Raw genomic sequence first — 26135 nt, 5'->3', positions numbered from 1 at the left:
CTTTTGTTTAGAATGTTAGCTTCAATCGCTGGAAGAATGGGTGCAAGCGCGAGTGATTTTGGCAGTGCGAGTCGGTCAATGTCTATGCGTTGAACCCAGTACTGCTTCCTTTTTGCTTCCTGTTCATTTGTCAGGAGTAGAAATGCTTAAGACTCTTGTTAAAAAAGAAGACAGTGAAATCATTGCTCTATGCGCTTGTGATCACGAATGTCTGGAAGTCACTCTGCGGGGTTGTTGGCTATCAAATGGTTCTCAGGATGCTGAGGGTGTGTTTGTTACGGCGATCAGTGAAGTTACTGAGTTCTTCCTTTACAAACTTTGGCAACAAGCTCAACACAAAGCCTCTGTCATGAGCGAATAATCAGCTTTTAGCTTTCAGCAATGAGGCTGAAAGCTAAAAGCGATTCGATGTTTCATAAGCCTCACATCAGCAGGTGCAACTCCTGCACCGTTACGATAAACACAGATTTTTATGATTGTGAGAGAAGCAAGGTTAGATGATGCATAGCGCGATCGCCTACGGCGGGCACTCCGTGCCATCGCTATTATGCGGGCACTCCGTGCGATCGCGAGAGTTGAGGTAGATACTTGGCGAACGACATATTGTCGCATCATACCAGACGAATACCTCACTAATTTGTCCTATGAAAAGCGAGAGAGTTGCTGGGGACAAATGCTCAGTACAGCAACAGAGAACCAGCATTTTATTTATATAGCCGGACGTAGCTATTAGATAGTTAGTGGTTGTATCTACTGTTTGTTGTTAAAAAATAAAAATTTTACATAGGAATTTTATATATTAAGATTGTTTACTATATTAGTAATAACTACATAGTTAATGCAATTAGCAATTAGAGCTTAACCCGCCAAAATTGCACAATTTTTATCTACCTGTAGGTTGATTCTGGATAGCAGTACAGAAATAAAATTTCAGTCTACAGGTTGATTCATATGTCTGTTTATTCAAAGTAGAAAGAAGATTAGCCTGACCCTTAACGAAATCTCGTTGGTAGCAGCAATCAAGCAAGTAAAAATAGAAGCGCAGCTATATTTTAACACTCAAATTGACAAAATTAAAGCATACGCTTCTGTGTTGAAAGTTAAGATTGTTTTGCAACCACTGCTCAAAACTTTCTCGAGAGATACCAAATTGGGTAAGCTAGAGTGTATCCAAGATTCACAACAGACAGTATTTATGATGCTTGTCAGCCAAGGGTGTAACCAGGCGTGAGTGTTGGATGGCTTAATTTTTGGAGGAGTTTAAATGAAGAATATTGGTTTTGGTTTATCTATGTTGCGTCCAGTGCGTTTTATCATTGTGGCATTTACTTGTGCCTTACTAATTTTCTCTTATGCTTTGCCCGCTTCTGCGACGATCGGTAGCACAACAAGCAATCCTGAAGATGAGGTTACACAGCTAACTGGAATTCAGAAAGAAACAGACCAACTATCTACAGAAGCACCTCCAGGATTGGAAGAGACACAACGGAGATCAAACGAGGGACTTAACGAGATTCAGGGAGCTGCTGATATTGAGAAGATGAAGCGTCCTGAGAATTCTGCACAAGCAACCACAGTGGAAGATCAAGTTAAGAACGCGTTGGGTAAACTCACAGGTAACAAGTAACCTGCATTTCATCGTTTTTAGCGACAGTGTGTTTTGAAAGTGGGTGTGACAAATAAATTATTGCTCAATGTTCTAGCGTTTTGAGCAGTTTGCATAGTTATCACCGTTTAGTAGACATCTTGATTGCCTAGTCAAGATGTCTATTTCTATTTAATGAGAAAAGTCTGATTTTTCCTCTTGATGAAAAAAGTACAATCCTTCCTTTGGTTGATGATTGTAGGGGATGGAATTTGTGAAGGTTAGTAAAGAAGCTCGCTGAGGGATTTAAAGTAATGCGCAAGATAAACATTGGTTTGACGGAAGAACAACGTCAAGGTGTGATTAATCTGTTGAATCAAGATTTGGCAGACGCCTATGTACTGTTGGTGAAAACGAAAAAGTTCCACTGGGATGTTGTTGGACCTCAGTTCCGCAGCCTGCACCAAATTTGGGAAGAGCATTACCAAGCACTGACTGAAACTATCGATGCCGTAGCTGAGCGGGTTCGTGCCTTGGGCGGGTACCCTGTTGGTACATTGGAAGGATTTCTCAAAATTGCGACTCTCAAGGAAGAAGGTGGTAACGTTCCCACAGCAACTGGCATGGTGGCTCGACTGGTAGATGACCACGAGCAAGTTATTCGGAACCTGCGTGATCATGTGGATCAGACTGCTGAGCAGTTCCACGATCAGGGAACCTCTGACTTCCTGACAGGACTGATGGAAGGGCATGAGCAGATGGCTTGGATGCTGCGCTCCTTTATTGAAGGGCAGTCACTGCAAGCAGACGGTTCTAACCAGATAGCAGAAACCAAAACCCCTGTAGGCGTGTAGCCAGCAGCAGATTTAACCCAAAGCATAGCGTCTCTTGTTGACAATGGCAGACTGAGGTTTTGTGCATCTACCGCATCTACCCCCCCTCAGTCTGCCGACTGGAAAAGCAAAATTCAAGGAGTCTTTAAGTGCCTGAAACATATACAGCAGAACGTACCATCTCAGCTGTTTTTAAAGAACAGAAGCAAGTTGATGATGTGATTCGGCGTTTACTAGACCGAGGTGTGTCCAGGGATCATATCTCGGTATTGGGCAGAAACTTCCAGTCAGAAACTCGAATTGCTGGCTTTATTACTAAGAAAGACGTGATTCTCGGAGGTTTGAGAACCGGGGCAATCTTTGGTTCCTTGTTCGGTTCCTTCCTCAGCTTACTTACAGGTGTAGGCGTACTGTTCATTCCTTTTGTCGGTCCGATTGTAGCAGCAGGTCCTATTGGTGCAGTCTTGCTAGGAGCCGCAAGTGGAGCGATCGCCGGCAGTGCAGGGGCTGGTTTGGTATCTGTTCTCACCACATTGGGAATGCCAGAAGACAAAGCAGCGGTTTACCAAACCCGCTTGCAGGCTGGTGAGTTTTTAGTGATGGCAGAAGTTGCTGGCGATCGCGGTGGAGAATTCCAATTGCTGATCGAGAGTGCTGGTGGCGAAGAAGTGCATACAATTGAGACAACCCTGGCTCGTGCTTGTACCAGTGGTTGCAACACCCCAGAGGATTTGTCTCCTGAGGTTCGCTCTCATCTTTCTGTGGAAGCTCAGCATAAATTCATTGAGCGCTATAACACTGTACTCAATGAGACAAATGATCAAACGAAGGCTGAACACGCAGCTTGGGATACAATTCATCAGCAATATGATGAAGATGAGAATGGCGTTTTTTCCAAGGCAAAAGCAAATGTTTAGTCATTAGTCATTAGTCATTAGTCATGACTCATTAGTCAAAAAGTTCTTGACTCTTGAGTTTTCACTTTTGACTTTTGACTTTTGACTTTTAACTTTTGATTTTTAACTTTTGACTTAGGGCAATTTATAACTAGAAACTCTTATTGTTAACTGACCCTGACGCGGGTCATGGCTGAAGATAAAGGCTCCTTTTTCCTTTTCGCCACTAGATAGAAAGTCAATCTGCATATCGCCCGTTTCTTCTACTCCGCCGTTAATCCGCAACTGAGCCATAATTTGAATCGACTCAGCCGTTTCTCCTCCAGTATTAACGACTTCAAAAGGAACATAAAACTGTCCATCAATTTCACGAATTGTTTGTTTATTGCTGACAGAAAGGATAGGAGGTTCATGCTTGTCGTTAAGCCAAGTATAACCAACCAAACCGACAACCGTTGCTAAGATGAATGAGGCAGCACTAAAAGTTACCCATTCAGCAGGTGTTCTCTTTGATTGCGGTTGTTCATTTATTTGGCTCATACTGCTAACCTTCCTGCTGCACCCCCGATAGTTCCAGGTAATCCCAGCAGCAAAGTGTGTTCCAACCAAATGTTCCAAGGGTCGTCAAAAGTTAATTTTTGAAAGAACCACAACATAAAAGCTGCTGCTACCAGTGAAACCAAGTATGCCATCACAGTTTCGCTTATAGGTCGTTGGAAAATTCCTTGTTGCTGTCTGCGCTTTTGCTGATCTGAAAAGCCTGCTTCAAACACTATGCCATAGGAAATGAGCACAGATGTAGCAATAATTGCCAAGAGCCAAGGCGGTGTCACTGCTGCTGCTAACATAGGAATCTCATCTGTTGGCGCGATGTTAAATGCAATGACAGTTGCACCAATCAAGGTTGCACCTATATCGGCAAAGGTAGCAGATAATTCGTCTGGTTTCTTTGTGATTTCGTCATTTGCTTGAGCGCCCGTTCGTCCTTGAGCATTCGGATCACGAGTGTCTCCTAAAAACTGGTTGGCTAATGCCACACCTAAGGTAAATGGTACACCTTCAAAGACAATTTTACCCAAGGCTTCTTTTAGGGGAGTTTCAGGTGTTAGTTCTTGGAGTAACAACAGCACAAAGGCGGAGCAAGTCAATCCAATCGCTATTGCTTCTACAGTATCTGTGACTGATGCATAAGCTGGTGAGTTCCGTCTGCTTCTGCGAAAACCTTCTGTGCGGTTAAGTAGGAAAATCACAACGAACGTTAGTGCGATCGCCAACATCATCATTGAAGGTTTTGCCAGTGATCCTATCCACCAAACCTCCATTGTGTAGAGCAAAGGAATGCCAAATAAAAAACCTCCACATACACCCCGAATAATGTCATTAATCTCATTGACCCATACATTTTTTCTACGCTTTCTTCCTACACCCATACTTTGCTTGTCATCAGTACTTTCTTTTATGGTAAAAGCGATTGGGGATTAGGAATTGGGGATTAGGGATTAGGAACCCTTGAAGAGTATTGTCCAGTACACAGTTGCGAGTCCCCAATACCCAGTACCCAGTCCCGGAACGTATTTATCCTGAGCAACAAATTAGCCTTTATCTTTCCTTAAGGATTTCCAAGAAATAAATTATCCATCTTGTGGGGGAGCCAGCGCGAATGACGGCTTTCCCGACAGAGCCGACTGGCGTTGGGCAGGAAAGCCCACCCTGAATACAAAGGACGGGTGGGGACACCCATCCCACAAGAAAATTTGGGATATTTTTTTATTTGGAAGTCCCTTAAAGGTCTACATTTATTTCCTCACAGCCCACTTATTAGGAAATTTTGACAACGTTGAATCCGGAAAAGATATTTCTTTATCTTACTTTACTGATATTTGTTACTTGCATCTATTTTGAGATAGGACTTTATATTACTTTATATTAAGTAATTTTTTTAGAGAAATTAATAAAATTGTGCTTTTTTTATGCATTAAATCTTTCTTCTGATAGGTACCTAGCAAAGCAAATCCTGATATTTTGTTTGATATGGAGAAATAATAGCTAAGAGAAGAGGTACGATATGAGCGTTGAGAAGAGAATAGAAGCAACAGCAAAAAATATCGAAGGCAAAATTCAAGAGGTAGTTGGTGACTTGAGTGGCAATCCGCAAGATAAGGCTGAGGGTCAAGCCAAGCAAGCTGAAGCCCAAGTTATTCACACTACTGAGAATTTAAAAGATGAGGTGAAGAAAGTTTTAGAATAGTCTATTGGCGTAGCTCAGTTAAAAGGTTTAGTGACGGAATTTTTTATGAAATACTCCACTGTGTATAACTACATCACACAGTGGAGTATTTTGATAGTTTGGAGCAAAAAAAGGTTAGCCCTAAAAAATCGGCTCTAACCATTGTTTCTACTATCATCAAGCTAAACAGCGCTGCGACTAGTGATTAAGCCCCATATGAAAATGGCAATCATTGCGCCAATGATAGCAACAATCAAACCAGGAATACTCAGGGTAGCTGCAGTTAGTTGGATTGTTCCTGTCTGTAACAAGCTAACTATGCTACCTCCAACAAATGCTCCAATAATACCTAAAATCATCGTGGAAAGAATTCCACCACCTTGACGACCAGGATAAATAGCTTTACCAATTGCGCCAGCTATAAGACCAAGAACTATCCAAGCAATAATGTTCATATTTTTATTCTCCAATTCCTTAACACTACCATCTTTAATTTATCAATTCAAACTAAACCGCTCTTCTATCGCAAGTCCAGTAACGATTCCGTCGCAAGAGATAACTGTTAGAAATAAAGCCTAATGATTTCTGTAGAGACGTAGTATGCACTTTCACTACACTTATGAAATTGTCACAAATTACCCTTCACTGAACGGGATTGTATTATATTCAAATTAAATATACTTTTGCTTATCAATATTTTTAATCAGGTAAAACTGACCGATTGCACTAGCTGGATTCCTGGTAAAAATTCTTAACTTTTGGCTGATATCGAAAGTTCTTATATAAAACTTTGGAGGTATTTAGCAAGAATATAATTTTATGAAAATATAAATAAATTATCAGCCAAAAACTGGAAGTTTTTGGCTGATATGAGAAATTATTGAGAAGGCTGCAAAATATGAGTCCGAAAGTTAAATGCTATCTAGGACGTAAACCAAGTTCTTATTTCTTCGGTGGTAAATGCCATTGATGGTTTATAAAAGTCATTCGTCATAAGTCAAAACAACAGACAAGAGGAGAAATGATAAAAGAAAACCGCTAAATCTACAAATTGGCATTCACACTACGACACACTGTACTCAAGTGAGTGTTTGGAAGACTGAATATTGAACCTAGCACGTCAGAGGAAGTGCAAAGTAGATTAGAGTGTTTGAACTCGTGTTCATCACTCAACTTAAAGGTTATAGGCACTCTTGTATGCGCACTTTTGTTGGGAATTTCAATCTGTGATCAGATTGTGACTGCAATTGTCAAAATTCTACAGTGCATTTCCTCTTGAGAGTAGGGTGCTGAGGAAAGTGATTCACGTTGGGCTAATTTGATGATTGACAAGACTCAATCCAAAATCAGTATATGCTTCATGCGACTAAGCCAGAACGTAAAGCGCGAACAGCAGCTTGGGTACGATCATCGGCACACAGTTTATTCAGAATGTTGCGAACATGGGTCTTAACGGTACCAACTGTGATATATAGTTTTTCAGCAATCTGTCCGTTGCTACACCCAGCGACAATCAATTCTAAAATTTCCAGTTCTCGTTGCGTGAGTGGATAAGTTTCTAAAACTTGCTCGTACTCAGATGACAGGGCCTCAATTTTTACAGTCTTGGGCTTATCAGATGCCTGGTTTTCTGGGATACCTTGCCGCATTTGCTGCAGCACCACGTTAGCGATCGCCGGATCGATCCAAGAGTTACCTGTGTGAGTCGCTTGGATTGCTTCCGTCAACTTATCGATGCTTGTATCCTTCATGTAATATGAGTCAGCACCGGCTGCAAAAGCCGCAAGTACAGCATCTTCTGAATGATCCATTGTCAGAACAAGGATTTTCGTTGATGAATCATTTGTTTCTGTTTGGTACTGTCTGAATCTTCTGGTGAGTTCAATTCCATCTATGTCAGGTAAACCAATATCCACAACAGCTACATCTGGCTTAGCTGTTTCCAAAAGTTTCAGCCCTTTGGTCCCATTTGGTGCTTCACCAACAACTCGAAGTGTGCTATTTGACTGTAGTGCAGCCTTTAGCCCCATTCTTGTCAGGTCATGATCTTCAATTAAAACGATACTAATTTCACTCATTGCTACACTCACTCTCTGTAAATTGCATCTGTCGAGAGCCGACCTTTTGCAAACTGTTTCTTTTATTTTCCAAAACCAAAGATAGATGATATTTTATCAAACTTGCATCCACCGATAGAAATAAGGAGCTTACTATCTTCCTCCCATTTGACACAGGCTAATATCTAGCTTGGGATATATGGAATATTTATGAAATATTATGAAATACTTGTACACATTCCAACTGGTACCCCTCAGATGACGCAACTACCTATTTACCAGACGGATGAAAGCGATTACCTTTGATCGAAGAATGTGTCTTTCCCAGTCATTGGCTCCTAATTAGGCATTTGTTACTCGTTTTTAGCTACTAAATTACTATGGCTGAAAATTCAACTATAACGCTTATTTTCTATCATCTTTAAGAAAAATTAACAAAAAACAAAGGTATGGTTCAATATTTCAAACCTGCTGACACCAATACAGAGAAATTAGAGCAGGTCGAAGCAGCTTTACGAGAAAGTGAGCTACGTTTTCGTGCCATCTTCAACCAGACCTTTCAATTTATGGGATTAATGAAGCCAGATGGCACTCTCGTTGAAGCTAATCAAACAGCCTTCGAATTTGGAGGCTGACGAACGCCCAAGTGATTGGTCGCTTCTTTTGGGAAGTGAACTGGTGCGATATCTCAGCAGATCAGACAATCCTACGAGAAGCAATTGCTCATGCAGCCAAAGGAAAATGCATTCGCTGTCAAGTCAATGCCGCTCGCTCAAACAATGCACTCACAACTGTTGACTTCTATATTAACCCATTGCGAGATGAAACTGGGCAGATAGTATTATTAGTTGCAGAAGGTCGCATTTCTCCCCCAATGGGAATTTAGAGCATTCGCCAAATCACCGAATTGTTCAACAATTGCAGCGTGAACAAGCCCAAGTACAGTTGGAGGCACTGAACGGACAACACCAACTTTACAGGGATATTGTCAATAATATGCAATTCGGCTTGGTTGTGTGGCATTTAGAAGACCCGAACGATATTACCTCGTTGCGGTTAGTGACTACAAACCCTGCTGCATCGCGCCTGACTGGAATATCTCTCGAACAAGATGTTGGCAAGCAAATTGTTGATTGTTTTCCGAATATGCTGGTGCAAAGGAGAACATCTTTGGAACTGTACGCAGAGGTTGCCTATTTTGGTCGAGCAATAGACCAGTATGAAGTTTATTACGGCGATGAACGCATACTAGGTAGCTATTTCAGCGTTAAAGTGTTTCCATTACCAAATCGGTGTGTTGGAATTGCCTTTGATAATATTACTGGGCGCAAGCAAGCCCAACGGGCGTTGCAAGAAAGTGAGCGCAGGTGGGCAACTCTAGCACAAGTGTCGCCTGTGGGGATTTTTCGGACAGATTTGTCAGGAAACTGTCATTATGTTAATGAACGATGGTGTGAAATTGCTGGACTTTCTCTAGAAGATGCTCTGGGAAAAGGTTGGCGATCTGCTGTTTATCCAGAAGATTTAGAGCGTATCGACTCGCAAGTCAAGCAAATTATTCCAGAATACCTGCCATTTGAGTATGAGTTTCGCTTTGTCCATCCAAATGGCAGGATAAATTGGGTGTTTTCACAAGCAGTGCCAGAAACTGAGGATGATGGTCAGGTGATTGGCTACGTTGGGACAGTTACAGATATTACTGAGCGCAAGCAGTCAGAACAAGCGTTGCGGGAAAGCGAGAAAAGATTCCAAGCGATGGCAGAAAATGCTCCGGTGATGATTTGGGTGTCTGGTTCGGATACGCTGCGTACTTACTTTAATAGTGGTTGGTTGGAATTTACCGGACGCACAATCGAACAAGAACTAGGCAATGGTTGGACTCAAGGAGTGCATCCTGAAGATATCGAGCATTGTTTAGAGACATATATTACTGCGTTTGATGCTAGGGAATCGTACACGCGTGAATACCGCCTCAGACGTTTTGATGGTGAATATGGCTGGATTTTAGATAAAGGGACTCCCAGGTGGAATCCAGATGGCAGTTTTGCTGGGTACATTGGTTCGTGTATTGATATTAGCGATCGCAAGGAAGTAGAAATTGCTCTCCAGCAAAGAGCAGAAGAACTCACGCGCATCAATACAATCTTGGCGCAAACGACGACATTGTTGAAAAAACGCAATGATGAACTTGACCAATTTGCCTATGTAACATCTCATGACTTGAAAGCACCGTTGCGGGCGATCGCCAGCCTCTCAGAATGGATAGAAGAAGACCTCGCAGATACACTTCCAGAGGAAAACCAACACCAGATGCGCCTGTTACGAGGGCGAGTCAGCCGCATGGAAGGGCTGATCAACGGTTTGCTAGACTATTCACGAGTTGGACGCACTCAAACTCCATCGTCAATGGTGAATGTTAACGCATTGCTGAGGGAAGTGATTGACTTGCTCGACCCGCCAGAAACTTTCACTCTGGAGGTGGAACCAGGAATGCCTAGCTTTGTGACCAAGCGACTACCTCTTTTCCAAGTGTTTAGCAACTTGATTGGTAATGCGATTAAGCACCACAACAGAACAGATGGTCATGTGAAAGTTTCCGTACTAGACCAAGGACAGTACTATGAATTTGCTGTCTGTGACGATGGTCCCGGCATTGCCCCTGAGTATTATGATAAGGTCTTTCAAATCTTCCAAACGCTACAAGCTCGCGACCAAAAAGAAAGCACAGGAATTGGTTTGGCAATTGTTAAGAAAATAATTGAAACAGAAGGCAGTACCATTACCTTAGAATCGCTCTTAGGAGTAGGAAGCACTTTCCGCTTCACTTGGCTCAAGCAACCACTTCAATAGACTTGATGCCAGTTAGTTGTAAGGAAAAGGGGAAGGGGTTTGTGGAAAAGGGGAAAATTCTTCCCTTTCCCCTTTTCCCTTTAACCTTTCCCCTCCCCGAAGGGCTGTTGACACTCTTGTGGGGAGTTGATATGTACTTCTGACCAAGGGCTGAAGACGGATGCATTAGTGTGTGTCTAAAATTGTGATGAGCTAAAGGGGGTATTTTCTTTTACTCTGATTTGGCTGTCTCTGGTTTTTAGATAATCATTTTCAGCCCAGTTGGGCTGTTTGTCCTAGTGCTTTAGTGCTATGACACATTTAGAGGCAATTATCTGCCATCTTAATTCCAGTAATTTTTATCAATCCGCTGGAATGTAGAGCAAACAAGTTGTATTCAATCAAAGGAAATGTCAGAAAAAGTGATTAACATACTACTTGTGGAGGATGACGAAGTTGATGTCATGAATGTAGAGCGGGCATTCAAGAAAGTAAATATTAATAATCCACTTTATGTTGCTACCAATGGAATTGAGGCGCTAGCAATGTTGCGTAGCAAAAACGGTGAACCGCCCGAGGTTCCTGTAGAGCGACGCTTGATTTTACTAGACTTAAATATGCCAAAAATGGGAGGAATAGAGTTCCTGCAAAAATTACGTTCTGACCCTCAATTAAAACCAACCCCTGTGGTAGTTATGACCACCTCAAACCAAGATAAAGACCGGGTAGAAGCGTACAACCTCAACGTTGCTGGCTATATCCTTAAGCCTGTGACTTTCGCAAACTTTATTGAACTGATGGCAACGCTAAATAAGTATTGGACATTGTGCGAAATGCCATAAGCTAATAATTGGGGCAATTTGAGGTTTGAGCTCACCAAAGAGTGTTGTTAGTGATCAATTGTTGGTTGTTTAACTAGCCTTCTTCGACTATAAAATTTAACTAAATTTTTTTTAAAGCAACTTCTAACAATAAAATCTTAGACATTTGCTCAGAAAAGATAACTGATATAAAGAAAAATAGTGTGTTTCATGGCAATGGCTAGAAGTAATGGAAGAGAAACTCAAAATTTTAGTAGTAGACGATGACGAAGTAGACCGAATCGCAGTGCGTCGTGCGCTTACCAAAGCAGGCGTTGAAATGGAACTGTCTGAGGTGGGCGATGGCAAAAGTGCGATCGCTCTCCTAAATAATGGTACTTCGTATGACTGTGTATTTCTTGACTATCGCTTACCAGACCAAGATGGTTTAAGCCTGCTGCAAAACCTACGTTCCAATAATATCAGAGTGCCTGTTATCGTCCTCACAGGTCAAGGAGACGACCAGATAGCAGTTGAACTGATGAAAGCAGGTGCTAGCGATTATCTCTCCAAGTCGCGGTTATCATCAGAAATCTTGGCACAGATTTTGCGCAATGCCATCCGGGTTCACCGCGCAGAAATGCAGGTTGCTTTAGCAAATCAACAACTGCGCGAAAGTAATTCGCTACTCATTCGTAAGAACCAGGAACTGGAAGCACAGCGGCGACATATAGAACTACAAAATTTGAAACTGATTGAAGCATCACGGCTGAAGTCGCAGTTTTTGGCAACAATGTCTCATGAATTGCGGACTCCCATGAATGCGATCATTGGGTTTTCTCAGCTCTTGTTGCGTCCTAAGTGTGGTGAACTGACAGATAAGCAACAAGACATGATACAGCGTATCTTCAACAATGGCAAGCATTTGCTGATGCTGCTCAATGAAGTTCTCGACTTTTCTAAACTAGAGGCAGGAAGGTTAGATTTAAAACCAGAAATCTTTGATTTGTCAAAGCTCGTCAATGCTACCGTGCAAGAGATGCGTTCTCTAGCAGAGGAAAAAAATCTGTCTTTGTTGATTCAAATTGAGTTGCAAAACCTTGTCGTGTTTAATGATCCAACTCGTATACGACAGATTTTAACAAACCTGCTCTCAAACGCCATCAAGTTTACAGAGTCTGGCAGTATTGCAGTTGAACTTAAGGAAGTGCCAGGAAATCAAGTGGAAATTGCCGTTTGCGATACTGGTATCGGTATTGCTCCTGCGGATCTCGAAAATATTTTTGAAGCTTTCCGGCAAGTTGATCAAAGTACCACTCGCAAGTATCCTGGAACAGGACTGGGTTTGCCAATCATAAAAGCGCTGCTGCAAATGATGGGCGGTAACATCACCGTTGAAAGTCAGTTAGGTCAAGGTTCTGTGTTTCGGATTCAACTCCCCCGTCAAATATCATCCTCAATGCAACACGGTGCAGATGGGGCATCAAATACTCCTGCGTCCGCCAAAAAAAGTTTTTGGAAGCAGGAAATTTCTCACTTTGCTCAAGAAGGTCTGCAAAACAAGAGTAGAGACAGGTAATTCTAAAATAGAAAACGGAAATCAAACTATAAATTTTTATTCTCTATAAAGCAAATCACTATGTTAGACGAAGAAGCTTCTAAAGTAGAACGTATACTTGCCGTTGATGATAATCCTGATAATCTCGTGTTGCTACAGACAATTTTAGAGGTTGAAGGATATGAAGTTGGGTTAGTAGACAATGGTATGGATGCTTTAGAGCAAGTTGTTCAGTCTCCACCCGATCTGATTCTGCTAGATGTCATGATGCCGGGAATGGATGGCTATGAAGTGACACGCCGCATTCGTAAGAATCCAGAAATATCATATATTCCAATACTGCTGATAACGGCACATCACGATGCAAGTGTTGTCGAAGGCTTGGATGCAGGAGCCGATGATTTTATTCGCAAACCATTTAATCATGAGGAGTTACTGGCAAGAGTGCGATCAATGCTGCGACTCAAACACAGTATTGATGAACAACAAAAAATGGCACGCCAACGCGAGGACTTTGTTTCACGTCTGACTCACGATTTGCGAACTCCCTTAGTAGCGGCAGATCGGATGCTGCTTTTATTTGAGCAAGAAACATTTTGCCCAATTTCTGAGGACATGAAATCCGCTATATCCGCCATGATGCGCAGCAACCAAAATTTGTTGCAAATGGTGAACAACCTCCTAGAAGTCTACCGCTTCGAGGCAGGGAAAAAGACTTTGCAAATGGAAAGCTGTAATATGGGGCTTTTGGTTGAAGAAGTTGTTCAAGAACTCAGTTCTCTTGCAATGGAGAAAGGGTTGGCTGTGAATGTAGACAAGAGCAAGTTAGACCCACAAGATAAAACTGCTGGTGTGGTTATGGGCGATCGCCTAGAATTACGCCGCGTGATCAGCAATCTTATAGGTAATGCTATTAAGTTTACAGATACAGGAAGTGTAAATATTACTGTTTCGGAAACACCCGCAAACCCTCACGGTAATTCTTGGGTGATCATTGAGGTACAAGATACAGGATACGGTATAGCAAAAGAAGACCAAGGAAAAATCTTTGAGCGCTTTCGCCAAGGTAAAAACAAACGTGCTGGTAGCGGCTTGGGATTGCATCTATCTAGCCGGATCATTGAATCACACAAGGGAAATATCGAGGTTTTTTCTGAACTTGGCAAGGGTAGTGTCTTCGCTGTACGTTTACCGAAGCAAGCTTGAATGTAACTCTCATTCCAAAGGCTGCGTGCTCGGCGTGAGTTGCGCTTGCCTTCTGGGTAGCAAAAACGCTACTTTGTTAATGTTGCCTGTGCTGCGCACTACCGCAGTGCGCTCTACGCCATTGCAGCTTTCGGCTGAATATACTTATCAGCGCTTATGCCAAGAGGTGAAACAGAAATTTTTGAGAAATACTGCATTCGGATGGTGAGTTTCCGCAATTCTTCCCAATATAATTTTATCAGTAATTAGGGATTCCTGAGTTCTTTTACACTTAATGATAAACCTACACTGCTAACGACAACTTAAAAGGTAAACAGATGTAGTTTGGGGTTTTAACTCCAAGCAAATATGACTGGCGCGTCAGAAGTTAAGTAACTCATAATTCATCACATGACTTTGTGGCTTGTCGTTAGTGGTCTAAATTTCTAGGAAAAAGAAACACATGAGTACATCAACACCAACTCGCGGTCAAGTAGAAAGAACATTAGCACAACGTATTCAAGCTCTGTATCGTGACCAACTTGGACATCAACCCACTAAGGTGATCTGTCAGCTATCAGAGCAAAATGTAGTGATTGTCATGGAAGGTTCGATCACAGCACCAGAACTCTTGCTGGCTCAAACCGGTCGCCTAGAACTGGCTGAACAGGTTCGCTCAGATTTAGATGATGCTATTCAGCCACAACTCAAAGCACTGATTGAAGAAACTTTAAATGTTACAGTTGTAGAAATACTCAGCGATGCCACATTAGAGACTGGTCGTACTGGTATTATTGCTGTGTTGACGGATACACCTACTGTTCGCACTCCGACTCCAAATCACAAGGCAAGGAGAAGAACTTTATCGGACACAAGTTTGACTCCAAAATCTGCATGATTATGATTCATCCTGACATAAGTCAAAGACTGAATTTGGATTCAATTTCTTACAGAGGTAGCGGCGAACTAGAGCTTCTAGGTCTTCTATCATATAAGGCTTACTGATGTAGTCGTTGAAACCTGCATTGAGGATGTGTTCTCTGTCTTCCGCACTAGCCAATGCTGTCACTGCAATAGCTGCAATGTTACTCGTTAGCGGTTCCTGTTTCAGAGAACGCACAATATCAATCCCACTCACACCAGGTAACAAAATATCTAGCAGTATCAAGTCTGGCTGATACTCTTTGGCAACAAGTACTGTTGTTAAACTATCTTTTTGACATATTAGCTTACAACCGAGCGACTCAAGAGCATAACTCAACAACAGTAAGTTATCTTCATTATCCTCAACCGCTAATATTAAAGGCGACTGGAATCTGTGCTTCTTTTGATCACTTATAGCGACTTGTGCCTGTTCCATTTCTTCTCCATAAGATTCATATGATGTTCATCATCTGTCTTGAGAGAACAAACGAGGCATTCCGCGAGCGGTCTGTTGGCGCTCACATTAGACTGGCTCGTGTCTCAACTCTGTCAAGTTGATGATCTTTGCTCACCCAATTAGCTCCAAGGAAAGAATACCTCAAGCAGACAAAGTGAGAAGACACTTTTTTATTATATGCAAAGTGGATAAAAAGTTTAGCAAATAAATCATAAGTACTTAATATATTTAATAATAATTTAACGTAACACCCTGGAAGATACATATCTGCATGGCATTTTGTTATACAAAGTTAACTAACCTCTTTAGGAACTGGGGTATTGGCTTGTAGCGTGTAGTGCCTTTTTAGGGCTGCAAGCGAAGAATATCGGTTATATCAAGTCCGCTTAATTACTTATAATTCCTGCTTGACTTCACCCCAACCCTGTTCTTAGCAAGGAGAGGGTTGGGGTAAGGTTCTTCGTTTTTCATAAGTGTTCATCCGGACATGATATTACACCCATACCCTCTTAGCCTCATACCGCACAAAGAAAGCGCGCCTCAACACTCCTTATTTATTCTGATGGTATAAAAATGGAAAAATTTTTGTCTAGCTCCTTGACACACAATGTAGTATATAAGTAGTATAAAAGGCAAAATAAACAAAAACCAAAAATTTCTCAATCAATTTGCTTGTCTAGTTGCTGCTGAAGGAGCGCATACATAAACAAGAAGGTGTCACCGCTAAGCCCTTTGGGCAGGCTACGCATGCCTCGCGGAGCGAGAAGCTTACGCGCTTGGCGGAGCCTGCGCTTTGCGCTTATGCTTAATTCAAAATTCAGGATTCAAAATTATCAAATGGAAGGCTTGTGAGAAATATCTTTGAAAAGACAATTGAGAGGCAGGCAAACAGACTCGTAAAATTTTCTGGAGTCAGCAAAGAAATGATGATGACAATCATGCCTGAGGATATCTTTTAAGTATGCTATCGTGCGTGAGTAAAGCTTAATGCACCGATTTGTAAAGCTGTTATACTGCTGCACAACTGACAATATGGACTTTGAATACTATAGAAACAACGAAGGCGGTCCTGCCAATAGTAACCGTCAAAGCTTACTAGCAACTGGCTGGCGACCCTTCCATAGAGAGTTGGACTGGGAGTTTGTATGGCAACTGTTGTCTAACGACACGCGGGAGTTTACTCAAAAAAGTTTGAATCTAGCAAGTAATATTGCTGAGGTATTGGGACGGAATAATTATACTTGGTGGGCTAATTTCTTAAATATCGTATCTGATAATACGCGCTACGAAGTAGAAAAATTTTGGAATTACGTCACACCCGACCCCCTAACACCAGATCATCGTTACAAAGACGTTTTAAGTACGGAAACGCCTATCGTCCAATTTGTCAGCCGTAACAGTATTCCCATTGATTATGTTCTTAATCGTCTTCAAGAAATTACTGTGTTACGCGTTTTAGATGTGTTGGGACGTCCTGATATCATCACGCAATATTATTTGGAACGGGATTTTTATCTGCCAGTCGAGAAATTTGTCAACTGGGAGCGTTTAGACGTTGTTAACACCGTTTATGCTTACTGGTCTAAGGATGACGTTTGGCTACAAATAGATTCCTTTGACAGAGGACGGCGGCAGTATACTTTAATGGCAAAAAATCTGACTCCACTGGTTAACAAAGCGACATACGACTTGGCAATTATGCTGAGTGGATATCAAAGTCGTGTGGGTAAAGTTAACAGTCAATTTCCCATTCGGAGTTTCCCCACGGATATTCAAGGCTTTACTGATTCAGTACAGCAGGCGATTCTTAATCAGAAGCAGTTAGCGGTTTTGGTACATGGAGAACCAGGTACGGGTAAAACTGCATGGACGCAAGCAGTCGCAAAAGAAATTTTAATGCCTTTGGGGTATGTGATTTTTATTTTGGATCATGATGCGATCGCCAACTTTGTCCCGCCAACATACTTACAAAGAATTTGTATCATTATTAATGAAGCTGATAACCTAGCACAAAACCGTGCTTCTGAGGTGGCGCAATACAGTAACAAAACGGAACATATTTTGAGTTTGCTGGATGGGACGTTGTACCAAAGTGTGATTGATGAGGCTGGTATTCAGATGCAGCAGCAGTTAGTGATATTGATGACTTGCAACACCACAGAAAGATTAGACCCAGCAATGTTACGTAAGGGTAGAGTGGATTTGATGTGTGAGTTTACGCAGCGATTTGTTTAATGGATGGGTTTCTCAGCCTAGCGTCTTGAAGTCATTATGTTTACGTTAGAAAAGCGAATTCTTCTGTAGTAAATATCTGGAATTTGTTTCAAAGCTTTTGTAGAGATTGTAAGGAAAGTCTATTCCCACAAGATAACAAATTACTCCTATTCCGCCAAAAGATTACCTATTAAAAAAACCGCCAAGACGAGCCAGCGCGAATGACGGCTTTCCCGACAGAGGCGACTGGCGTCGCCAAGAGCGCCAAGAAAAAATAGGTAATCATGCACAGGGAAGGGAGTAGGAAACCGACAATACGCTTTAGAAGTAGGGTGGGCATTGCCTACCTAAAATAAACGTGTATTTCAACAAATTTCAAAGCACTTAAACTCGTGAAAACTCAACAACTGATTTTAGAAGCACTTAACCTTCCTACTAACGCCATTACCTACTATGTCAGTCAGGAATTAGCAGCACTTTATCCGAAAAAAGCACTGCTAGAAGGTAGTGATTATGCTTTTGATTTAGAGAAGTACGCTGAGGCAAATTTCTGTACTATTAAAACATCTGATACCTACATCCATAATCAGATTATTTCTGGTTGGGATGGCATGGAAAACAAAATTGATAACTCTACTGAAAATGGCAACTTTGAGGTGACATGGGAAGGATATAACTTAGATGTCCTGCTCATAAGTTTTCAGGATGGTTATTGTAAAACCAGAGCTTATTGGATTTTGGCTGACAGCAAAGACATTGCTGAAAACTTTTTTGCTGCTGTTTGTGAGTGGAACTCGGAAGTTAGAAGCGAAATTTTGGTATTTGAAGAGGGTTATTGGTCAAAAAATATAGAGTTGTTTGAGTCAATTCAGAACGCAAGTTTTGATAATCTGATTTTGCCCAGCGCTCTTAAACAAGAAATTCAAGACGACTTGGCAAAGTTTTTTGATTCACAAGAAACTTACGAAGATTGTGGTTTACCTTGGAAGCGAGGAATTTTGTTTATCGGTTCTCCCGGTAATGGCAAAACTCACGCCGTCAAAGCTTTAATTAATAAGATGCAACAATCGTGCTTGTACGTTAAAAGCTTAAAGTCGGAGTACGAGAATCCTCACCACAACATTCGTCAAGTCTTCCAAAGAGCGCGACAGTCCGCACCGTGTATTCTAGTTTTAGAAGACCTTGATTCCCTGGTAGACGCGGAAAATCGCTCGTTCTTTTTGAATGAACTTGATGGTTTTGCCGTCAATACAGGAATAGCGATTTTAGCGACAACTAATCATCCAGAACGTATAGATTCAGCAATTTTGGAGCGTCCCAGTCGCTTTGACCGCAAATATTACTTTGAGTTACCAAGTTTGACGGAGCGCGTAGCATATATAAACTTGTGGAACAACAAATTTCAACCTGCAATGCGCTTGTCTGAAACAACAATAACTCAAATTGCTGAGAAGACGGATGGCTTTTCTTTCGCTTATCTTAAAGAACTTATCATCTCATCTATGATGCACTGGATGCAAACAATGGAAGCTGGTGAAATGGAGAAAAGCATATTTTCACAACTTGCTATCTTACAACAACAAATGAATAGCGCAACTGTTGAGTCAAGAGCTACGAAGAGGAGCGAAAATTCAGGAGAGTGAGATGAAACTCCATCGGTTTGAGGATGCCAGTCAATTTTTTGAGCGGGTGAAAGACTACTTGCTGAGTCAGGAAGCATTGCATAGCTTGTTACTAGGAATTTGCAACACCTTAATTCACCATCCACAACAGTATGATTGCCAACCGTACCTGGTAAGTGTAGAGATGGATGGAAAGATTGTTGCAGTGGCAATGAGAACACCGCCTCGCAGGTTGATTTTATCAAAGATAGAAAAGTTTGCAGCAGTGGAGGCGATTGCCGAGCGACTCTGCAAGAGTATCGCCGAAGATTTGCATTCTGATCAGCAGCAGTTACCAGGCGTCAGTGGTTTAGCTGCGGAAGCTCTTGCTTTTGCTCAAGTTTGGCAAGATATTACGAGTCAGTCCTATAAACTAGAGAAGCAATTACGAATTCATCAACTCGACAAAGTGCAGCCAATTTCTAGGTCAAGTGGGTACTTGCGCCTGGCGACTGAGGATGAGTCGTTTTTCTTAGTAGATTGGTACAAAGCATTTGCAATAGAAGCCTTTGGATCTGTTGAGGGAAATGAAGAACGCACTATAAAACATTATTTAAGCCAGAACAGTCTCTATGTTTGGCAGGATCAAGTACCAGTATCAATGGCTCGTAGTAGACTATTCACACCGAGTAGTGCGTTGATTGGTCCGGTGTACACGCCCCCAGAGTACCGAAGAAAGGGCTATGCTACTTCTTGTGTGGCGGCTTTGAGTCAAACCCTTTTAGATCAAGGGTGTCGATACTGCTTTTTGTTCACTGATTTGGCAAACCCAACTTCAAATCACATTTACCAGGCGATCGGCTACCAAAAACTGGGAGATTGGAACGATTACTCTTTCAGCAAAAACATTGCCGTCGATGCTACAGCATAATTTTGTCACTACCATAAGTGATGTTGATGAAAATCAATCGTTTTGAAGATGCAAACCAATTTTACGAGCGGGTAAAAGACTACTTGCTCAAACAAGAAGCACTCCATAATATGCTGCTTGCACTTTGCAACGCCTTGATTCACAACCCCGAACGCTTCGACCAAAAGCCCTACTTGGCAACTGTTGAAGTAGACGGAGATATCGTTGCAGTCGTGATGAGAACACCTCGGCGAAATCTGATGTTGTCAAAGATACAGGATTTTGGGGCTATTGAGGTTATAACCCAAGACCTCTACCTGACCCAAGAGTCATTACCAGGAATCAACGCCCCTACTATTGAGGCAAAAGCGTTTGCAGAGGCTTGGCATTCCCTGACTGGTCAATCCTACCAACTAAAAATGGCGCTGTGTGCTTTCCAACTGGAGGAGGTACAAGCAATTCCTCAAGCAACAGGTCGCTTACGTATTGCTACTGAGAGTGAGCGAGAACTTCTTATCCGTTGGTTTGAAGCCTTTGGGCTGGAAGCCTTGGGTAGTGTTGAACCAGGAGTTGAACGTAGGGTAGAACGCCATTTGCAGTTGGCTAGTGCTTACATTTGGGAAGATGAAACCCCCGTCTCAATGGCGTGCCAAGTTGGTGTAACCCCCAACGGTGCAAGGGTTAGTTTGGTTTACACACCACCAGAACACCGCAGAAAGGGTTACGCCAGTGCTTGTGTGGCGGCTTTGAGCGAAACCTTACTTAAAGCGGGACATCGATACTGCTTTTTGTTCACTGATTTGGCAAACCCGACTTCAAATTACATTTACCAGGCGATCGGCTACAAGTCTGTAGGTGATTTGTCTGATTATATCAAGTCGGGTTGAATACTTATCATTACCCTAAGAACCCCACCCCCGTAAAGCTACGCTTCACGTCCCCTCCCCGCAAGCGGGGAGGGGATTAAGGGGAGCCAGCGCTGCAGGAGGAGCCAGCGCTACAGGAGGAGCCAGCACTGGAGGCGGGTTTCCCGCCGTAGGTGACTGGCGTTGGTTTCCCGACCTAGGCGACTGGCGTGTGGGGTGCAGTTAACGTGGCAATCATAACTAATTAACCGGACATGATATTACTCTTTCACTTGAAATATTCCCATCAATGTCACAGCATAATTCTGTCACCATAACTGATGTTGAAGCCGCAGCCAAGCGTTTAGCTGGTATCGCTCACCGCACTCCTGTTCTGACTTCAAGAACCGTCAACTCATGCACCAATAGCCAAGTATTTTTCAAGTGCGAGAACTTCCAGCGCACGGGGTCTTTTAAGTTTAGAGGCGCATATAATGCACTCTCACAGTTATCTGAAGAACAGAAGCAAAAAGGCGTCTTGACTTTTTCATCTGGAAACCATGCTCAAGGAATAGCACTTGCTGGACAACTGCTAAATATTCCTACTACCATCGCTATGCCTGATGACGCTCCATCTGTAAAGCTAGCTGCGACTCGTGGGTATGGCGCTGAGGTGATTTTGTATAACCGCAAGCAAACAAACAGGGAAGAATTAGCCCAAAGTTTAGTAACAGAGCGAGGAAGTGTGATCATTCCTCCTTATGACCATCCTCACATTGTGGCAGGACAAGGGACTACTGCCAAAGAACTTATTGAGGAAGTTGGTGAACTAGATTTACTGCTTGTTTGTTGCGGTGGCGGTGGATTACTTTCTGGTTGTGCGATCGCGACTAAAGCTGTTTTCCCCAAGTGTCGGGTGATAGGAGTAGAACCAGAACTTGCTGATGATGCGACACGCTCCTTTCATACCAAAACCCTGCAAACGGTCAATAATCCCGATACGATTGCTGACGGTGCGCGTACTCCTTATTTGGGTAAAATTACTTTCCCGTTGGTGCTGCAATATGTCGATGATATGGTTACGGTATCAGAAGAAGCGATTCTTCGCACCATGTTCTTTTTATGGGAACGCCTCAAAATTGTGGTTGAACCGACTGGGGTGTTAGCCGCAGCAGCTTTGTTGGAAGGAGTGGTGAAAGCACCGGGGGCAAAGGTTGGGGTGATTATCAGCGGTGGTAATGTAGATTTGGCGAAAGTCGGTCAATTGTTTTCTTGATAGCCTTCACGGGCGCGATCGCTAACCGTTATATAGCAATCCTATCTGATTTGTGAAATTTGCGCGTAGGGTGGGCAGGATTGCCCACCCTACTAAATCATCTATTGTTCACTGTTGACAGTATAATTATTTTATTTACCTAGTTAAAATAGCTTTAACATTTCTTTGTTTAGAAAGTATATTTTTTTAAGTTTACAATAGCTATTGAATTGCTCATGTCTTCGTTACTATTTATTCATTATTATAAACTTCTCTACGATGCCCTACTCTAATCACTGAAACTATCAATAAATCATCTTGAATTTCATACAATACGCGGTAATTACCAACACGAATACGATATTTGTTATCGCTATTTTCAAGTTTGACAACCCCACTTGGACGGGGATTTTCAGCTAACTCTTGAACTTTAATTTTTATTCTTTGTTGTATGTCTTCTGATAATTTGGCTAATTGTTTAGATGCCTTTTTGGTTAACTCTACTTGATAAGTCACAATCCTAATTCCTTCTGCACTTGTTCCCAAGGTATTCTAGGTTCATTTTTAGCATCTTCAAAAGCCTGCATATCCTCTTCATCTTCTTTTTTGCGAATATCTAACAGTTCTATAACATCTTCTAAAGTGTCTTCATAAGCCTGTTCTAATTTTTCGTAGATTACTTTTAACAACGCTTGTCTTTTGGTTGTGGTTTCCATTTTTATATCCTTAATCAAAATTAATACCGAAATTAACTCCTAAGACCTCTTCTATTTTACATAAGGTAATTTCTAGTAAAATTTCATTATAATGCCAGTTTTTCAATTAACTCTGGTATGGCTTTAATTTCATTCGTTTTTGCATCAACTTCAAAGGGTTCGGTGAATCAACCCCTGTTTGACAATGTAAGCGCTGACTAACATACAGCGCATTTCGGATGATTAAGGTACACAAAGGCGGGCAAGATGCCCACCCCACAAGATTTGTAATATTAAGTGTGTACTTCATTTACTTGCAAAGTGCTGTAATTGCCGGATGGGCTTGGGAGTATGGATTGTCATCTTCAGTTATCGGACTAGTTTAGGGACTTGACTCCCATTCAGCAAAAAGCACTGGTAATGTGGATGTGGCGAAAGTTGGTCAGTTATTTCCGTAAATTCTAAATTAAGACTTGAAATATTAATAGTATCCGAGGAAATCGCTTATCCTAGTTTGACTTCGGATATACTTACTGCATCTATAATAATTTAAATAAAATACGGTATTCAGATGAAAAAGGTGCTGATTCTGGCAGCAAACCCTAAAGGCACTTCACAATTGCGCCTAGATGAGGAGTTACGAGATATTGCTGAAGGATTGCGGCGTGCCCAAAAGCGTGATGAGTTTAGTCTGGATCAAAAGTTAGCAGTCCGTCCAAGAGATATCCAACGGGCACTGTTAGACTATAACCCAAACATCATCCATTTTTCTGGACATGGCTCAGGGGAAGAAGGATTGGTTTTTGAGGATGAAAGTGGGAAGTCCAAGCTTGTGAGTGGAGATGCACTGGCTGGATTGTTTGAACTCTTTGTCGATCGGATTGAGTGTGTGGTGCTCAATGGCTGTTATTCAGAGGTGCAAGCAAAGGCGATCGCCCAACATATCAATTATGTTGTTGGGATGAGTCGGGCGATCGGCGATAAAGCCGCGATTGAATTTGCGGTGGGGTTTTACGATGCTTTAGGTGCAGGGCGTCCGATTGAGTTTGCCTACAAGCTGGGCTGTAGTGCTATACGAATAGCGGGAATTGAAGAACACTTGACACCCGTGTTGCTTAAGAGGATGGAAGTCACAGATACTGTGATTGGGAATATTTCCACTGTAGAATCATCTCCAAAGCCAGCCATGAATATTACCGGTGATGAACCAGAAGAATTACATAAAGCTATTATTAATGCTTACCCTGACTACGCTGAGTTGGAGAGGGTGATTTACTTTAAATTAAATGAAAATTTAAATGTCATTGCTGGAACGGGAAAATATGGGGATGTCGTCTATGAGTTGATTAAATGGGCAGATGCAGAAGGAAAATTAGAAACCCTGATTGTAGAACTATATAATAACAAACCTGGGAATCCAAAATTAAAAGCAATTAAACAGAAACTGATGCCATATTTATGACTCTGTACCACAATTTTTATCCATTATTTTAGATTTTCCTTAAGGAATCGTTAGAATATTTGAAAAAAGAAAAGCATTGAAAATCTAATAATTGAAAGGAATTAAAAAAAATCAAAATTAAGCTAAATCATAAAAGCGTAATTATATGAGTGAGGAAATGAGTGAGGAAAATTCAGAATTAACCAATGAGACATCTGATTTTCAACGTGAAGAATTACGCAAAGAAGAATTAGATAAAGCTATTCGTGCTGCTTATCTTGAATACGCTGAATTGGACAGAGTTATTTACTATAAATTAAATAAAAATTTGAGTGAAATTGCCGGAACGAGAAAACTTACAGAGGTTGTTTTTGAACTGATTAAATGGGCAAATGCAGAAGGAAAATTAGAAACCCTGTTTGTAGAACTATATAAAGAGAAACCTGGCAATCCAGAGTTAAAAGCAATTAAAGAGAAATGGTTTCCAAGTGTCTCAGAATCTGATAAAAAATCAAAGAAAAAACTACCGTGGTATAAATTCATTTCTTTGCGCAGCCTCCGTACTACGCTCCTAACAAGTATAGGGATAACTACTTTAGTAATACTTACACGCTTTTCTGCCGTCTTGGAACCAGTAGAGCTTTTATTCTTCGACCAGATGATGAGATTTCCAAGGAGAGACGAACCAGATGAACGTTTATTACTTATTCAAATTACGCCAAATGATATGGAAAAATATGGTCGTGGACAGGGAACTTCTTTACCAGACAAAACCATTGGGGAACTGCTAAAAATACTGGTGGATTTGAAGCCACGAGTCATAGGTCTAGACCTTTATCGTGAATTTCCTACTCAAGATAAGAATTTAAAGCAACTTTTAGAAAAAGAATCTAACATATTTGCAGTTTGTAAAGTAGCTGCCCCAGAATCCAATAGTTCAGGCACTTCTCCCCCCGAAGAGGTTCCTTTTGATCGAATAGGGTTTAGTGATTTCTCTGAGGACAGAGACCATGTTGTTCGTCGTCAACTTTTGCGGATGGACACTAAAAACATCGATAAATCTCCGTGTGGCAATAGTAAAACAATGGATTCCTTGAGTTTTAAGTTAGCTCAAAAATACTTAAGCAAGGACAAAAAAGAGTATAAATCTACCAAAAATAGCATTGACCTAGCATCTGATAATATTGTTTTGCAGCGGCTTTTTGGCTCAACTACTGGCGGTTATCAATCTATGGAGCGCCTTTTAGGAGCGTATCAGATACTGCTAAATTACCGTTCTGCGTGTCGTCGTGGTAATACTTCTGTCCCTGAATGTTCTCCCCACAAGATTGCACAACGAGAAATGACTGTCAAAGAAGCTCTAGAAGATAAACTTCTTAATAAGGACTCAGTAGAAGACAAGATTGTATTGATTGGAACAAGAATCGACGGTATTGATTTTCTCTTACCTACTCCATTTTCTTTTGGAGAACGGGAACCACGGATGCCAGGACTGATTATGCAGGCACAAATGGTAAGTCAGCTTGTGAGTGCAGTTGAGGATAAGCGACCCTTGTTACGAGTTTGGTCTATTGAGTATGAGATAGGTTGGATTCTGTTGTGGTCTCTCGTCGGAGGTATAGTGGCTCAGTTTTGCCCCTCAAATAAAATTTTAATTTTATCTGAAATTGTTGCTGTCGCTAGTTTATATGTTATTTGCCTTATCTTCTTCACCCAACTCCAGCTTTGGATTCCGTTGATACCTACTGCCTTTAGCTTGCTAGGTACTGGTGGATTTGTAGTAGTGTTTATGAGATTAAAAGCTCAAAAATTGTCTTAACTTC

General features: G+C 41.6%; 29 protein-coding genes. 21 read left to right on the top strand and 8 right to left on the bottom strand.

Annotated features, from left to right (window positions below; all coding sequences use genetic code 11):
• Nucleotides 1-28 precede the first annotated feature (28 nt).
• Entirely contained in the window at nt 29-361 is a 333-nt protein-coding gene (locus V5G28_RS19075; protein ID WP_336231264.1) for an alr0857 family protein, read from the top strand.
• Between the two features lie 14 nt (nt 362-375).
• On the opposite strand, the gene V5G28_RS19070 is transcribed toward V5G28_RS19075, so the two are convergent.
• Nucleotides 376-615, bottom strand: coding sequence for a hypothetical protein (locus V5G28_RS19070; protein WP_336231246.1), 240 nt, complete (start codon nt 613-615; stop codon nt 376-378).
• 391 nt (nt 616-1006) lie between these two features.
• Between V5G28_RS19070 and V5G28_RS19065 the strand changes: the two genes are divergently transcribed.
• The 4 genes from V5G28_RS19065 (at nt 1007) to V5G28_RS19050 (ending at nt 3335) form a co-directional block, all read left to right on the top strand.
• Complete coding sequence (locus V5G28_RS19065) at nt 1007-1231, top strand: hypothetical protein (protein ID WP_096568300.1); 225 nt, start codon at nt 1007-1009, stop codon at nt 1229-1231.
• Between the two features lie 33 nt (nt 1232-1264).
• The gene (locus V5G28_RS19060; protein ID WP_332995488.1) at nt 1265-1627 is read left to right on the top strand and encodes a hypothetical protein; all 363 of its coding nucleotides are present in this window, start codon (nt 1265-1267) and stop codon (nt 1625-1627) included.
• A gap of 272 nt (nt 1628-1899) precedes the next feature.
• Nucleotides 1900-2439: a Dps family protein gene (locus tag V5G28_RS19055; RefSeq protein ID WP_096568304.1), complete on the top strand. Its 540-nt coding sequence runs from the start codon at nt 1900-1902 to the stop codon at nt 2437-2439.
• A gap of 128 nt (nt 2440-2567) precedes the next feature.
• Nucleotides 2568-3335 (top strand): ChaB family protein, encoded by a 768-nt coding sequence (locus V5G28_RS19050; protein ID WP_096568306.1) that lies wholly within the window; start codon nt 2568-2570, stop codon nt 3333-3335.
• A gap of 114 nt (nt 3336-3449) precedes the next feature.
• Here the strand turns inward: V5G28_RS19050 and V5G28_RS19045 are convergent, their stop codons facing one another.
• Nucleotides 3450-3854 (bottom strand): TIGR02588 family protein, encoded by a 405-nt coding sequence (locus tag V5G28_RS19045; RefSeq protein WP_096568308.1) that lies wholly within the window; start codon nt 3852-3854, stop codon nt 3450-3452.
• Entirely contained in the window at nt 3851-4744 is an 894-nt protein-coding gene (locus tag V5G28_RS19040) for a TIGR02587 family membrane protein (RefSeq protein WP_096568310.1), read from the bottom strand. The genes V5G28_RS19045 and V5G28_RS19040 overlap by 4 nt, the downstream gene beginning before the upstream one ends.
• Nucleotides 4745-5379: 635 nt before the next feature.
• Between V5G28_RS19040 and V5G28_RS19035 the strand changes: the two genes are divergently transcribed.
• A complete protein-coding gene (locus tag V5G28_RS19035; protein WP_041036722.1) occupies nt 5380-5562 on the top strand; it encodes a CsbD family protein in 183 nt (60 codons plus the stop codon).
• Nucleotides 5563-5723: 161 nt separating this feature from the next.
• Here V5G28_RS19035 and V5G28_RS19030 read toward each other — a convergent pair whose 3' ends face one another.
• Nucleotides 5724-5996 (bottom strand): GlsB/YeaQ/YmgE family stress response membrane protein, encoded by a 273-nt coding sequence (locus tag V5G28_RS19030; protein ID WP_332995481.1) that lies wholly within the window; start codon nt 5994-5996, stop codon nt 5724-5726.
• A 903-nt stretch (nt 5997-6899) separates the two neighbouring features.
• The gene (locus V5G28_RS19025; RefSeq protein ID WP_073632873.1) at nt 6900-7619 is read right to left on the bottom strand and encodes a response regulator; all 720 of its coding nucleotides are present in this window, start codon (nt 7617-7619) and stop codon (nt 6900-6902) included.
• A 428-nt stretch (nt 7620-8047) separates the two neighbouring features.
• Between V5G28_RS19025 and V5G28_RS19020 the strand changes: the two genes are divergently transcribed.
• The 7 genes from V5G28_RS19020 to V5G28_RS18990 all read left to right on the top strand — a co-directional run bounded on the left by V5G28_RS19020 (nt 8048) and on the right by V5G28_RS18990 (nt 14868).
• Complete coding sequence (locus V5G28_RS19020; RefSeq protein ID WP_336231240.1) at nt 8048-8233, top strand: hypothetical protein; 186 nt, start codon at nt 8048-8050, stop codon at nt 8231-8233.
• Nucleotides 8234-8244: 11 nt separating this feature from the next.
• The gene (locus V5G28_RS19015; protein WP_336231238.1) at nt 8245-8484 is read left to right on the top strand and encodes a hypothetical protein; all 240 of its coding nucleotides are present in this window, start codon (nt 8245-8247) and stop codon (nt 8482-8484) included.
• A 32-nt stretch (nt 8485-8516) separates the two neighbouring features.
• The gene (locus V5G28_RS19010; RefSeq protein WP_336231236.1) at nt 8517-10448 is read left to right on the top strand and encodes a PAS domain S-box protein; all 1932 of its coding nucleotides are present in this window, start codon (nt 8517-8519) and stop codon (nt 10446-10448) included.
• A 389-nt stretch (nt 10449-10837) separates the two neighbouring features.
• Nucleotides 10838-11269 carry a response regulator gene (locus V5G28_RS19005; protein ID WP_073632872.1) on the top strand — a complete coding sequence of 144 codons (432 nt, stop codon included), beginning with the start codon at nt 10838-10840 and terminating at the stop codon, nt 11267-11269.
• 208 nt (nt 11270-11477) lie between these two features.
• The gene (locus V5G28_RS19000) at nt 11478-12806 is read left to right on the top strand and encodes an ATP-binding response regulator (RefSeq protein ID WP_332995474.1); all 1329 of its coding nucleotides are present in this window, start codon (nt 11478-11480) and stop codon (nt 12804-12806) included.
• 60 nt (nt 12807-12866) lie between these two features.
• On the top strand, nt 12867-13991 hold the full coding sequence (locus tag V5G28_RS18995; RefSeq protein ID WP_332995472.1) for a hybrid sensor histidine kinase/response regulator: 1125 nt from the start codon (nt 12867-12869) through the stop codon (nt 13989-13991).
• A gap of 442 nt (nt 13992-14433) precedes the next feature.
• Entirely contained in the window at nt 14434-14868 is a 435-nt protein-coding gene (locus V5G28_RS18990; protein WP_332995470.1) for a DUF2294 domain-containing protein, read from the top strand.
• Here V5G28_RS18990 and V5G28_RS18985 read toward each other — a convergent pair whose 3' ends face one another.
• The gene (locus V5G28_RS18985; protein ID WP_332995468.1) at nt 14869-15330 is read right to left on the bottom strand and encodes a response regulator; all 462 of its coding nucleotides are present in this window, start codon (nt 15328-15330) and stop codon (nt 14869-14871) included.
• 836 nt (nt 15331-16166) lie between these two features.
• Between V5G28_RS18985 and V5G28_RS18980 the strand changes: the two genes are divergently transcribed.
• The 6 genes from V5G28_RS18980 (at nt 16167) to V5G28_RS18955 (ending at nt 22197) form a co-directional block, all read left to right on the top strand.
• Nucleotides 16167-16310, top strand: a complete 144-nt coding sequence (locus tag V5G28_RS18980; RefSeq protein ID WP_332995571.1) for a hypothetical protein — start codon at nt 16167-16169, stop codon at nt 16308-16310.
• A 73-nt stretch (nt 16311-16383) separates the two neighbouring features.
• Nucleotides 16384-17586, top strand: a complete 1203-nt coding sequence (locus V5G28_RS18975) for an AAA family ATPase (RefSeq protein ID WP_096568330.1) — start codon at nt 16384-16386, stop codon at nt 17584-17586.
• Between the two features lie 371 nt (nt 17587-17957).
• Nucleotides 17958-19208: an ATP-binding protein gene (locus tag V5G28_RS18970; RefSeq protein ID WP_332995465.1), complete on the top strand. Its 1251-nt coding sequence runs from the start codon at nt 17958-17960 to the stop codon at nt 19206-19208.
• A gap of 1 nt (nt 19209) precedes the next feature.
• Nucleotides 19210-20097, top strand: a complete 888-nt coding sequence (locus tag V5G28_RS18965) for a GNAT family N-acetyltransferase (RefSeq protein WP_332995464.1) — start codon at nt 19210-19212, stop codon at nt 20095-20097.
• A 26-nt stretch (nt 20098-20123) separates the two neighbouring features.
• Nucleotides 20124-20963: a GNAT family N-acetyltransferase gene (locus V5G28_RS18960; RefSeq protein ID WP_332995462.1), complete on the top strand. Its 840-nt coding sequence runs from the start codon at nt 20124-20126 to the stop codon at nt 20961-20963.
• A gap of 268 nt (nt 20964-21231) precedes the next feature.
• A complete protein-coding gene (locus V5G28_RS18955) occupies nt 21232-22197 on the top strand; it encodes a threo-3-hydroxy-L-aspartate ammonia-lyase (RefSeq protein WP_332995460.1) in 966 nt (321 codons plus the stop codon).
• A gap of 231 nt (nt 22198-22428) precedes the next feature.
• Here V5G28_RS18955 and V5G28_RS18950 read toward each other — a convergent pair whose 3' ends face one another.
• Nucleotides 22429-22692: a type II toxin-antitoxin system RelE family toxin gene (locus V5G28_RS18950; protein WP_332995458.1), complete on the bottom strand. Its 264-nt coding sequence runs from the start codon at nt 22690-22692 to the stop codon at nt 22429-22431.
• Nucleotides 22689-22892, bottom strand: coding sequence for a hypothetical protein (locus V5G28_RS18945; protein ID WP_332995456.1), 204 nt, complete (start codon nt 22890-22892; stop codon nt 22689-22691). The genes V5G28_RS18950 and V5G28_RS18945 overlap by 4 nt, the downstream gene beginning before the upstream one ends.
• Nucleotides 22893-23442: 550 nt before the next feature.
• On the opposite strand from V5G28_RS18945, the gene V5G28_RS18940 reads away from it, so the two are divergent.
• Both V5G28_RS18940 and V5G28_RS18935 read left to right on the top strand, forming a co-directional pair.
• Nucleotides 23443-24333, top strand: a complete 891-nt coding sequence (locus V5G28_RS18940; protein ID WP_332995454.1) for an effector-associated domain EAD1-containing protein — start codon at nt 23443-23445, stop codon at nt 24331-24333.
• Nucleotides 24334-24478: 145 nt separating this feature from the next.
• Nucleotides 24479-26131 (top strand): CHASE2 domain-containing protein, encoded by a 1653-nt coding sequence (locus tag V5G28_RS18935; protein ID WP_336231228.1) that lies wholly within the window; start codon nt 24479-24481, stop codon nt 26129-26131.
• Nucleotides 26132-26135: the final 4 nt, after the last annotated feature.

It is taken from the genome of Scytonema sp. PRP1 (assembly GCF_036697665.2).
GTDB classification, from domain to species: domain Bacteria; phylum Cyanobacteriota; class Cyanobacteriia; order Cyanobacteriales; family Nostocaceae; genus Kalymmatonema; species Kalymmatonema gypsitolerans.
The sequence above is the reverse complement of the archived record's forward strand: the minus strand, read 5'-3'. Positions and strand labels throughout refer to the sequence as shown.